Raw genomic sequence first — 10,900 nt, 5'->3', positions numbered from 1 at the left:
CCGTCTCCCTCGGCACCGTGGACTGCCTCCACCCGCACCGTGGCTTGTGCTCCCGCTCCGCCCCTCGGCGACGGGGGCTGTGCCCACCCTTCCCCAAGCTCTCGGCTTCGCTCGAGCAGGGGAGACCCCACTCGCCGTGCGGAACATTTGCCCACAGCGGGAGCGGCCCACCGGCCAGCGGGAGCGGTTCTGCCCACCGGCCCGCAGTCGCGAGCGCTCCTGAGGGGACGTGGCGGTATGTCCGCCCGGAGCACTGGGGGCCTCTTTCCGAGGTGCCCAAGCCGTGGCGGTGCGCCTGGGACGGCGAGGACGGACATACCGCCGCGGCCCCGCCCCACAGCAAGCGAGGCGGCTCCTACAGGAAGGGCCCGTCGCGGAGACACGGGTGGGCGGGTGGGGATAATCCGCCGCGAAGCGGCGGCGTAGGAGCCCGTACGATTTCGAGGGGGCCGCACCCCCCTCCCCGCACCGCCCAAGGAGTCCACCGTGCTCGTCCTGCTCCCGCCGTCCGAAGGCAAGGCCCCCTCCGGCCGGGGTGCCCCCCTCAAACCGGAGTCGCTGTCCCTGCAAGGGCTGGCCGACGCCCGGCAGGCGGTGCTCGACGAGTTGGTCGAGCTGTGTGCCGCCGATGAGGAGAAGGCACGGGACGTACTCGGCCTGAGTGAAGGACTGCGCGGCGAGGTCGCGAAGAACACCGAGCTGCGCACGGCGGGCGCGCGTCCCGCCGGGGAGGTCTACACGGGCGTCCTGTACGACGCCCTGGACCTCGCCTCGCTCGACGCCGCGGCCAAGCGCCGCGCCACCCGTTCGCTGCTCGTCTTCTCCGGCCTGTGGGGCGCCGTCGGGGTGGGCGACAGGATCCCGTCCTACCGCTGCTCGATGGGCGTGAAGCTGCCGGGGCTCGGCGCGCTCGGCGCCCACTGGCGTACGCCGATGGCCTCCGTCATGCCCGAGGCGGCGGGCGACGGGCTCGTACTCGACCTGCGTTCGTCGGCGTACGCGGCGGCGTGGAAGCCGAAGGGCGAGGTCGCGGGGCGGACGGCGACCGTGCGGGTGCTGCACTCGCAGATCGACCCGGGCACGGGGGCCGAGAAGCGGTCCGTCGTGTCGCACTTCAACAAGGCGACGAAGGGCCGCATCGTCCGGACCCTGCTCACCACCGGCACCCAGCCCAAGGACCCGGCCCAGCTGGTCGAGGCGCTGCGCGACCTAGGCCATGTCGTGGAGGCCGAGGCTCCGGCCAAGGCGGGCAAGCCGTGGGCCCTGGACGTGGTGGTCCGCGAGATCCATTGAGGGGTCACGCGAGGGGCCACGCACGACACCCGTTGCAGCATGCGCAACACCCTTTGCGCATGCTGCGTACGCCGGTGCAGGATGCCCCTATGACCTCGACCTCCTCCGCGCCCTCCGTACTCGATCTCGCCCCCGTCGTCCCCGTGGTCGTCGTCGATGACCTCGACGACGCCGTGCCGATGGCGCGTGCCCTGGTCGCGGGCGGGCTGCCCGCGATCGAGGTGACCCTGCGCACGCCCGTCGCGCTCGACGCGATCTCGGCCATCGCCGCCGACGTGCCGGACGCGGTGGTCGGCGCGGGCACCGTCATCTCGGCGCGGAACGTCGCCGATTCCGTGGAAGCGGGCGCCCGCTTCCTCGTCAGCCCGGGCTGGACGGACACACTGCTCGACGCGATGCGGGGCTCCGGCGTGCCGTTCCTGCCCGGCGTCTCGACGACCTCGGAGGTCGTGGCGCTGCTGGAGCGCGGCGTCAGCGAGATGAAGTTCTTCCCGGCCGAGGCCGCGGGCGGCACCGCCTACCTGAAGTCGCTCGGCGCACCGCTGCCGCAGGCGCGGTTCTGCCCGACCGGCGGGATCACCCCGGCCTCCGCGCCCTCGTACCTCGCGCTGAAGAACGTCGGCTGCGTGGGCGGCAGTTGGATGCTTCCCGCGGACGCCGTCGCGGCGAAGGACTGGGACCGCGTCGAGTCCCTGGCGCGCGAGGCGGCGTCGCTGCGTCAGGCCCTGTGAGCCGAGCTCAGCGCAGGTGTGACGTGTCGTTCAGAAGCCGTACGGAAGCGTTGCCGTCGGCGTAGTACGCCACCGCCGACACCGACGCCGCGGAGAGCTCCATGCGGAACAGGGACTCCGGCGGGGCGCCGAGCGCGAGGCGCACCAGCGTCTTGATCGGCGTGACGTGGGTGACGAGCAGCACCGTGCGGCCCGCGTAGGTCCCGGTCAGGCGGTCGCGCGCCGCCGACACCCTGCGGGTGACCGTCGCGAACGACTCTCCGCCGGGCGGCGCCACCTTCGGCGAGGCCAGCCAGGCGGTCAGCTCCTCGGGCTGGCGCTCGCGCACCTCGCCGAACGTCAGCCCCTCCCAGGCCCCGAAGTCCGTCTCGCGCAGGCCCTCTTCGAGATGTACGTCGAGTCCGAGGCGGGCGGCGACGGTGTGCGCGGTCTCCTGGCAGCGCTTGAGCGGCGAGGAGACGACGGCCTGGATCGTGCCGCGCGCGGCCAGCGCCGCCGCCGCGCGTTCGACCTGCTCGCGGCCCGCGTCCGAGAGGGACGGGTCGCTGCCGCCGCTCCCGGAGAACCGCTTCTCGGGCGTGAGGGGAGTCTCGCCGTGCCGCAGCAGGACGAAGGTCGCGGGGGCTCCCAGGTCGGCGGGGGCGGCCCAGCCGACGGGCGGTGCCGCCGCCTTGGCGGCCGGAGCCGCCGCCGAGTTGCCCGCCGCCCGCGCGTCGGCCGTCGTCGCCAGCGCCGCGCGTGCCTTCGCCGCGCCCGCCGCGGCGTCCCCCGGCGGACCGGCCGGAGCCTCGGCGGCCGACCGCGCGGCCCGCGCGTCGAACTCCGCGGTGGACGCCGAAGGCGACCACCGCTCCCCCCGCTTGCCCGCGTCCATCGCCTCGTTCGCGAGCCGGTCGGCGTGCTTGTTCTTCTCGCGCGGGATCCACTCGTACGTCACCTGGGACGACGGGAAGACCCGCGCGGCCTCGGCGGCGAGCGGCTTCATGTCGGGGTGCTTGATCTTCCAGCGGCCCGACATCTGCTCGACGACGAGCTTGGAGTCCATGCGCACGTGCACCGAGGCGGCCGGGTCCAGCTGGTGGGCCGCCTTGAGGCCTGCCACCAGGCCCTTGTACTCGGCGACGTTGTTCGTCGCGACGCCGATGTACTCGGCGGCCTCCATCAGGGTCTCCCCCGTGGTGGCGTCGATGACCACTGAGCCGTAGCCCGCGGGCCCCGGGTTGCCCCGGGAGCCGCCGTCGGCCTCGACGATGAACTCGCGCATGGACGGGGGTCCTTACAGGCCGGACTCGGACGTACGGACCAGGATGCGGCTGCAGTTCTCGCAGCGCACGACCGTGTCCGGGGACGCCGCCTTCACCTCGTTGAACTCGGTGATGTCGAGCTCAAGGCGGCAGCCCTCGCAGCGGCGCTGGTTGAGCCGCGCGGCGCCGATGCCGCCCGCCTTCTCGCGCAGCCGGTCGTACAGCTTGAGCAGGTCGGCCGGGATCGAACCCGCCACGACCGCGCGCTCCTTGCCGACCGTCGCGGCCTCGCCGTCGAGCTCGCCGAAGGCGGAGTCGCGGCGGCCCGTCGCGTCGTCGATCTTCGACTGGACCGAGGAGACGCGCCCGGTGAGCTCGCCGACCCGCTCCTGCGCGGACTCGCGGCGCTCCATGACCTCCAGGACGACGTCCTCCAGGTCACCCTGGCGCTTGGCGAGCGAGGCGATCTCCCGCTGGAGGCTCTCCAGGTCCTTGGGCGAGGTGACCGCGCCCGAGTCCAGGCGCTGCTGGTCGCGGGCCGCGCGCTGGCGGACCTGGTCGACGTCCTGCTCGGCCTTGGTCTGCTCGCGGGCGCAGTCGCTCTCCTCGGTCGTCGAGGCGACGAGCAGGTCGCGCAGCTGCGAGAGGTCCTTGGTCAGCGACTCGATCTCGGCGTGCTCGGGCAGCGACTTCCTCTTGTGCGCGAGCTGCTGCAGGCGTACGTCCAGGGCCTGGACGTCGAGCAGTCGGATCTGGTCGGCGGGCGCGGCGTTCAGTTGGGGGCTCCAGAGGATTGAGAAGGGGAGGACGCCGCGTGGGCGGTCCAGGGGTCGGTGACCGTCTTGGAGACGTGGACGCGGAGGTCCCATCCGTGCCGGTCGGAAATCTCGTCGAGCTGGGCTGCGGCCAGCTCGCACCAGGGCCACTCGGTGGCCCAGTGCGCGGCGTCGAGCAGCGCCAGGGGCGTGCGCTCGCGGGCCTCGGACGCCGGGTGGTGGCGCAGGTCCGCGGTGAGGAAGGCGTCGACGCCCGCGGCGCGCACGTCGTCGAAGAGGCTGTCGCCGGAACCACCGCTCACCGCGATCGTGCGGATGAGCCGCTCCGGGTCGCCCGCGACCCTGATGCCCTGTGCGGTGGCGGGCAGCCGCTTCGCGGCGCGCTCGGCGAGCTCGCTCAGGGTCAGGGGGTGGTCGAGTTCGCAGATCCTGCCGAGCCCGCGACGGCCCCGCTGGTCGGCGGGGTCCGGCACGAGGGGGCGTACGACCCGCAGGTCGAGGGCGCCCGCGAGCGCGTCGGAGACGCCCGGGTCCGCGCGGTCGGCGTTGGTGTGCGCGACGTGCAGCGCGATGTCGTTCTTGATCAGGTCGTGGACGACCCGGCCCTTGAAGGTGGACGCCGCGACCGTGGTCGTACCCCGCAGGTAGAGCGGGTGGTGGGTGACCAGGAGCTGGGCGCCGAGCCGCACCGCCTCGTCGGCGATCTCCTGGACGGGGTCGACGGCGAACAGGACGCGCGACACCTCGGTGTCGGGGTCGCCGCAGACCGTGCCGACCGCGTCCCAGCTCTCGGCCAGTTCGGCGGGCCACAGGGCGTCGAGCGCGGCGATTACTTCTGGCAGACGGGGCACGGAGAAAGGCTACCTTCCCGCTGCGCTTGACTGGGCGTGGGTTACGTAGCGCTACGGGGGCGCTACGGAGGGCCCCGTCAGGGGCGCGGGGAACTGCGCGCTCAGCGCGCGAAAAGCCGCAGACGCGTCTGCCGAGTGCTGAGCAGACGCGTCTGCGGCTTGTTCGTGGTTGCTCGCGCAGTTCCCCGCGCCCCTGACGGGGCCGACTTACCCGGCGAGGTTGGTCTTGAGGTCCCCCAGGACCTCGTTCGCCGCGGTGACGCCGAGACCCAGGTACCACGTCTCGTCGGGAACGTCCTTCGCCTGGCCCTTCTTCACCGCGTCGAGCTTCTTCCACAGGGGGTTCTTCTCCGCGGCGGAGCGGCCCGTCTTGATCGCGTCGCCGTAGACGCCCGTGAAGATCCAGTCCGCGTCGGCCTGGTCCATCTTCTCCGGGCTGATCTCCGTGGCGAGATCGTTGACCTGCTGGTTCTTGGGGCGGGGCAGACCGGCGTCGTCGAGGATCGTGCCGATGAAGGACGCCTTGGCGTAGAGGCGGATGCGGTCCGGCATGTAGCGGAGCATCGTGATCGTCGGCTTCTTGCCGTCGTGCGCCGCGGCGATCTCCTGGCCGAGACCCTTCGCCCTCTTCTCGTACGCGGCGAGCTTCTCCTTGGCCTTGGAGGTCTTGTCGAGCGCCGCGGCGTTCAGGAGGTAGTTCTCCTTCCACGTGAAGCCGGGGCGGATCGAGAAGACCGTGGGGGCGATCTTGGAGAGCTGCGGGTAGAGCTTGGCGGCGCGCAGCTCGCTGCCGAGGATCAGGTCGGGCTTGAGGTTCGCGATGGCTTCCAGGTTGAGGGAGTTGATCGTGCCCACGTCCTTGGGGCTGCCCGCCTCCTTCTTCAGGTAGCCGGGGATGCCGTCGTCGCCTTCGGTGGGCGCGTAGCCGACCGGCTTGACGCCGAGCGAGACGACGTTGTCGAGCTCGCCGACGTCCAGGACCACGACGCGCTTGGGCTGCGCCTTCAGCTCGGTCTTGCCGCGGGCGTGGGTGAGGGTGCGCGGGAACTCGCCGGGCTTGGCCGTCGTGCCCATCTTCGCGGTCTGCTCGGCGGCCTTGGCGAAGTCGTCGCCGCCCTGGGCGACGGCCTTGCTGCCGCTGCCGTTCTCGGACTTGCCCGAGCCGTCGTCGCCGGACCCGCAGGCCGCGAGGGAGAGCGCGGCGGTCACGGCGAGGGCTACGGCGGCGGCGCCGCGGCGGTTGCGCCGCACGGACCGGATGGACACGGACATCGGGACTCCAGGGGGTGCGCTGCTCGGATCCGACCGAGCTCGGGTTCGCCCAAGCCCGATGAGACCGAGCTTAGGTTCGCCTAACTTTAAGCGGAGTCCTCTCGTACGGCACAACCGCCCCCCGCGCAGCACAACGGTGCCCGTCCGCTCAGGCGAACCGTCACATCGCCACCCTTCTGTGTGAAGTGAACAGCCACAGATGCCACGTCAGTGCGGCCGAAAACTAGCTTCGGGGCCGGAGGTGTCACCCACCATGACGACAGCGCCACCCGCGCCGGTCCCTTCCGTGGGCCCCGCCCGCACGGCGGGCTGCACGATCGCGGCGGACGGGTCGTACGCGGCGCGCCTGGCCCGTGGCGTGGACGCGCCGGACTCCTGGTTCCCCGAGCGCTGGACGCTCGGCTCAGCCGAGCCCTACGCGGTGCCGCTGCCCGGCAACCAGCCGGAGGAGCCGGGCACCCAGGTCCTTCCGATGGCCGACGGCCGGGTCCTCATCCACCGCGCGGTGGACACGAGGCACGTCTTCACGCTGCTCTACCCGACGGGACCCGGCACCGGCGAGGTGCCGCTGGGGGCCGTGGAGTGCGGCGAGCTGAGGCTGCTGCCGCCCGCGCCCCGCGGCACCCGCGCCTACGCGATCGCCCCGGGCGAGCGTTCGTCGTCGGTCTGGCTGGTGGCGGGCGGTTCCTTCGGGCCCGAGCACCTGGCGGAGATCCCCGGGCGCTGTTCGGGCGGCGTCTGGCTGGACGACACGGACCGGCTGCTCGCCCTCGACCGCGAGTTCGACGGACGCGTCAAGACGGTCGCGGTCGACCTGGCACGCGGCGGCGAGGTCTCCCCGCTGCTGCAGATCTCCGAGGAGAGCGACGACCGGCTGCTGCTCGCGGACCGCGACAGCGGTCTGCTGCTGCTCCGCTCCGACGCCCCCGGCGAGGACCGCGTCGGCTGGGGCGTCCTCGGCGGTACGCGCCCGGTGCGCTTCCCCGAGTGTCTGCGGCTGCCCGGTCTCGCCCTGACGCCGTTCGCGGTCCAGCCGGGGCAGGTGCTCACGCCGGAGGCCTGCGCGGTGGCGCTGCGGATCGACGGGCCCGCGGGCAGCTGGCTCGGCGCCTGGCGGCCCGCCGAGCGCGTGCTGCGCCAACTGGCCGCGCCACCGGGGTGGTTGACGGGTTCGGGGTGGTGGACGCGGGCGGGCGAGCTGTGTCTGCCGTATGCGACGGACGCGGCGCCGTGCGGTGTCGCCCGACTGGACGCGGCACCGTCGCCCACGCCGCCCGACGGGGATCCGTGCAGGTCACAGGCGGCCGTGCCGGATCCGCCGAAACCCATGGCGGCCCGGCCCGTGCCCTTGCAGCAGGCGCCTCTCACCGGGCGAGTGGTGGACGGTTAGACTCGCCCGGCTGTACCGAACGATCTTCTTACGGGGTGAGTAGTTTGATGACGACCGAGACCAGTACGGAGACCCAGTGGAACACCGAGCCGCAGGAAGCGGCGCCCGCGCGTTCCGGCCTCGCTAGCCGCCTTTCCGGTGCCGGACGGCACCGGGGTCCGGTGGCCGAGCACGACGAGGTCGCGGCGCCGCGCGGACGGCACCGCAAGCAGGACCAGGCGTCCTGACCCGACGCGTCCGACGGGGCCCGGCACCATCTGGTGCCGGGCCTTTGCGTGCCGGGCCCTTGCGTGCCGGGCCCTTGCGCGTCGATCCTTCGCCCGTCGGCTCAACTTCCGGCGCGCTAGCCCCTCTTGAGGCCGAGCACCTCCGCCGCCGCGAACGTCTCGTTCGGCGGCCGGTCCGCGTAGTACGGAGAGATCAGCTCGTCCAGTTCGTCGAAGGTGAACGTCTCCTTCGCCGAGTCGAACTTGGCCGCCACCTTGGGGCGTTCGACGATGGCGACCATGCCGCCGTGCACCACGAGCAGCTGCCCGTTGACCTTCGCGGCGGCGGGCGAGGCCAGATAGCCCACCAGCGGCGAGACGTGCTCGGGCGCCAGCGGGTCGAGCTGACCGGCGCCCGGTTCCTGGAAGCCCTGGAAGACGTCCTCGGTCATCCGCGTACGGGCGCGCGGGCAGATGGCGTTGGCCGTCACCCCGTACTTGGCGAGCGCGAGCGCCGTCGACGTGGTGAGTCCGACGATGCCGCCCTTGGCCGCCGCGTAGTTGGGCTGGCCCGCGGAACCGGCGAGGTACGCCTCCGACGAGGTGTTGACGATCCGCCCGTACACCGGGCCGCCCGCCGCCTTGGAGCGCTCGCGCCAGTGCGCGGCCGCGAAGTGCGTCGTGTTGAAGTGGCCCTTGAGGTGGACGTGGATGACCGAGTCCCACTCCGCCTCGCTCATCGAGAAGATCATCCGGTCCCGCAGGATGCCCGCGTTGTTGACCAGGACGTCGAGCTTTCCGTACGTGTCGATCGCCGCCTGGACCAGCGCGCGGGCCTGTTCGTGGTCCGCGACGTCGCCGGTGTGGGCGACGGCCTGCCCGCCCGCGGCCCTGATCTCGGCGGCGACCTCCTCCGCGGGCGTCGCCGACGCCTCGCCCGAGCCGTCGCGGCCCGGCTGCCCGAAGTCGTTGACGACGACGCTCGCGCCGAGGCGGGCCAGTTCCAGCGCCTCGGCGCGGCCGAGTCCGCGGCCCGCCCCGGTGACGATCGCGGACAGGCCATCAAGTGGCAGTGACATCAAAGTCCTTTCGGAGCAGGGCGGTTCGGATGTCGCGGAGCCGGGCGGTTCAGATCTCGATGCACGTGCGCAGCGCCGCGCCCGTCCGCATCTGGTCGAGCGCCTCGTTGATCTCGGCAAGGCCCACGCGGTGCGTGATCAGGCCCTCCAGGTCGATGCGGCCCGCCCGCCACAGCGCGATGGCCCGCTCGTACGACGTGAGGACGTCACCACCGCCGTACATGGACGGCAGGATCTTCTTCTCGTCGAAGAACAGCTCGAACATGTTGAGCTGCAGGTTGTCGTCCATGGCGCCCGCGCCGACGACGCAGAGGGTGCCGCCGCGCCGGGTCGTCTCGTACGCCGTGCGGGCCGTGGCCGATTTGCCGACGACCTCGAAGACGTAGTCGAAGCCCTCGCCCGCGGTGATCCGCTGCTTGGCGTCGGCGAGTTCGTCCGGCGAGACCGCCTCCGTCGCGCCGAACTTCAGGGCAGCCTCGCGGCGGGACGCGACCGGGTCGACGGCGACGATCTGCGCCGCGCCCTTGAGCCTGGCGCCCTGGATCGCGGAGATGCCGACGCCGCCGCAGCCGATCACGGCGACCGACGAACCTGCCGCCACATCGGCGGTGTTGATGGCCGCGCCGAGTCCCGTGGTGACGCCGCAGCCGATCAGTGCCGCGATGTCGAAGGGCACGTCGTCGGGGATCGGCACGGCGCAGCCCGCGTCGACCACGACCTCCTCGGTGAAGGTGCCGGTGCCCGCGAAGCCGAAGACGTCTCCGCCGGGGCGCTTGAAGTTGGGGGTGCCCGCGTTCATGAACCCGGCCAGGCACAGCTGGGTCTGGCCGCGCTTGCAGGCGGGACAGGCGCCGCAGGCGGGCAGCCAGCACAGCAGTACCCGGTCGCCCTGGGCAAGGCCGGTCACGCCGTCGCCGACGTCGATGATCTCGCCCGCGCCCTCGTGGCCAGGGATGAAGGGGGCGGGCTGCGGCAGCACGCCGTTCATCGCGGAGACGTCGGAGTGGCAGAGCCCGGTGGCCCGGACCCTGATCTTCACCTTGCCCGGGCCGAAGCCCGCGGCCTCGACGTCGTCGAGGACCTCCAGCTTGTCCTGGCCTATCTCGTGCAGTACGGCTGCGCGCATGGTGCGGCTCCTCTCGTACGAAGATTCAGGCGTGCTCGACGACGGTGTCGGCGAGTACCGGCGCGTCGTCCCGCTCGACCGCCGTCACGGTGGCCTGGACGCGGCCCTCGGTGTGCCACATCCGGATCCGCAGGGTCTCGCCGGGGAAGACGACCCCGGTGAAGCGGGTGCGGTAGCTCCGCACCCGGGAGACGTCGCCGCCGAGCAGCGTGTCCACCACGGCCTTGAGGGTCATCCCGTAGGTGCACAGGCCGTGCAGGATCGGCCTGTCGAAGCCCGCGAGCTTGGCGAACTCGGGGTCGGCGTGCAGCGGGTTCCAGTCCCCGGAGAGGCGGTAGAGCAGCGCCTGGTCCTCGCGGACGGGGCGCTCGACCTCCGCGTCGGGGTCGCCTTCGGGGGCCGGGACCCGGACGGAGGGGCCCCGGTCGCCGCCGAAGCCGCCTTCGCCGCGTACGAAGATCTCGGCGTCGCTCGTCCACAACGGCCCGTCGGCGTCGGCGACTTCGGTGCGCAGGACGAGGATGGCCGCCTTGCCCTTGTCGTACACGGCGGCGACCTTGGAGGTGCTGGTGGCCCTGCCGTCGGACGGGATGGGGCGGTGCAGCGTGATGGCCTGGCCGCCGTGCAGGACGGCGGCCAGGTTCACCTCGACACCGGGGGCGGAGAGCCCGCCGACGACGCCCATGCCCGCGCCCGCGACGGTGGCGAAGCTGGGCAGGACGTGCAGCTTGGACTCCAGCGTGTAGCGCAGCTCGTCGGGGTCGGTGGCGGGCAGTCCCGCGCCGAGGCCCAGGTGGTAGAGCTGGACGTCCTTGTGGTCCCAGGCGATCTCGGCGGACCGGGGTTCGGCGGCCACGGCCTTCGCGGCGTCAATGGGCATGGGGCGGCAGCTCCTTGGGGCGGTGGCAGAAGACCTCGGTGCGGCCGTCCGC

The 10,900-nt window shown here is 72.6% G+C and carries 11 protein-coding genes; 4 read left to right on the top strand and 7 right to left on the bottom strand.

Annotated elements, in window-relative coordinates; translation table 11 throughout:
* The first annotated feature begins 486 nt into the window (after nucleotides 1-486).
* Both yaaA and eda read left to right on the top strand, forming a co-directional pair.
* Nucleotides 487-1,293 carry a peroxide stress protein YaaA gene (gene yaaA, locus CP970_RS30675; RefSeq protein WP_150494213.1) on the top strand — a complete coding sequence of 269 codons (807 nt, stop codon included), beginning with the start codon at nucleotides 487-489 and terminating at the stop codon, nucleotides 1,291-1,293.
* An 89-nt stretch (nucleotides 1,294-1,382) separates the two neighbouring features.
* The gene (eda, locus tag CP970_RS30670; protein ID WP_055546227.1) at nucleotides 1,383-2,024 is read left to right on the top strand and encodes a bifunctional 4-hydroxy-2-oxoglutarate aldolase/2-dehydro-3-deoxy-phosphogluconate aldolase; all 642 of its coding nucleotides are present in this window, start codon (nucleotides 1,383-1,385) and stop codon (nucleotides 2,022-2,024) included.
* Nucleotides 2,025-2,031: 7 nt separating this feature from the next.
* Here the strand turns inward: eda and CP970_RS30665 are convergent, their stop codons facing one another.
* The 4 genes from CP970_RS30665 to CP970_RS30650 form a co-directional block, all read right to left on the bottom strand.
* The gene (locus CP970_RS30665) at nucleotides 2,032-3,288 is read right to left on the bottom strand and encodes a bifunctional RNase H/acid phosphatase (protein WP_055546229.1); all 1,257 of its coding nucleotides are present in this window, start codon (nucleotides 3,286-3,288) and stop codon (nucleotides 2,032-2,034) included.
* 12 nt (nucleotides 3,289-3,300) lie between these two features.
* Entirely contained in the window at nucleotides 3,301-4,044 is a 744-nt protein-coding gene (locus tag CP970_RS30660; RefSeq protein WP_191095087.1) for a zinc ribbon domain-containing protein, read from the bottom strand.
* On the bottom strand, nucleotides 4,041-4,895 hold the full coding sequence (locus tag CP970_RS30655) for a Nif3-like dinuclear metal center hexameric protein (protein ID WP_055546233.1): 855 nt from the start codon (nucleotides 4,893-4,895) through the stop codon (nucleotides 4,041-4,043). Before CP970_RS30655 ends, CP970_RS30660 begins: the two co-directional genes overlap by 4 nt.
* 207 nt (nucleotides 4,896-5,102) lie before the next feature.
* Complete coding sequence (locus tag CP970_RS30650; RefSeq protein WP_055546235.1) at nucleotides 5,103-6,167, bottom strand: ABC transporter substrate-binding protein; 1,065 nt, start codon at nucleotides 6,165-6,167, stop codon at nucleotides 5,103-5,105.
* Nucleotides 6,168-6,420: 253 nt separating this feature from the next.
* Between CP970_RS30650 and CP970_RS30645 the strand changes: the two genes are divergently transcribed.
* Complete coding sequence (locus CP970_RS30645) at nucleotides 6,421-7,557, top strand: hypothetical protein (protein ID WP_055546237.1); 1,137 nt, start codon at nucleotides 6,421-6,423, stop codon at nucleotides 7,555-7,557.
* A gap of 47 nt (nucleotides 7,558-7,604) precedes the next feature.
* Nucleotides 7,605-7,784, top strand: coding sequence for a hypothetical protein (locus CP970_RS30640; protein ID WP_055546239.1), 180 nt, complete (start codon nucleotides 7,605-7,607; stop codon nucleotides 7,782-7,784).
* Between the two features lie 116 nt (nucleotides 7,785-7,900).
* Here the strand turns inward: CP970_RS30640 and CP970_RS30635 are convergent, their stop codons facing one another.
* Genes CP970_RS30635 through CP970_RS30625 form a run of 3 tightly spaced genes read right to left on the bottom strand, consistent with a single transcriptional unit; the run spans nucleotide 7,901 to nucleotide 10,848 of the window.
* Nucleotides 7,901-8,842: a 3-oxoacyl-ACP reductase gene (locus CP970_RS30635; RefSeq protein ID WP_055546242.1), complete on the bottom strand. Its 942-nt coding sequence runs from the start codon at nucleotides 8,840-8,842 to the stop codon at nucleotides 7,901-7,903.
* A gap of 49 nt (nucleotides 8,843-8,891) precedes the next feature.
* Entirely contained in the window at nucleotides 8,892-9,968 is a 1,077-nt protein-coding gene (locus CP970_RS30630; RefSeq protein ID WP_055546243.1) for a Zn-dependent alcohol dehydrogenase, read from the bottom strand.
* A 25-nt stretch (nucleotides 9,969-9,993) separates the two neighbouring features.
* Nucleotides 9,994-10,848, bottom strand: coding sequence for a MaoC/PaaZ C-terminal domain-containing protein (locus CP970_RS30625; protein ID WP_055546245.1), 855 nt, complete (start codon nucleotides 10,846-10,848; stop codon nucleotides 9,994-9,996).
* Nucleotides 10,849-10,900: the final 52 nt, after the last annotated feature.

The sequence above is a fragment of the Streptomyces kanamyceticus genome (assembly GCF_008704495.1).
GTDB classification, from domain to species: Bacteria; Actinomycetota; Actinomycetes; order Streptomycetales; family Streptomycetaceae; genus Streptomyces; species Streptomyces kanamyceticus.
This window is presented reverse-complemented; position numbering and strand designations above follow the sequence as displayed.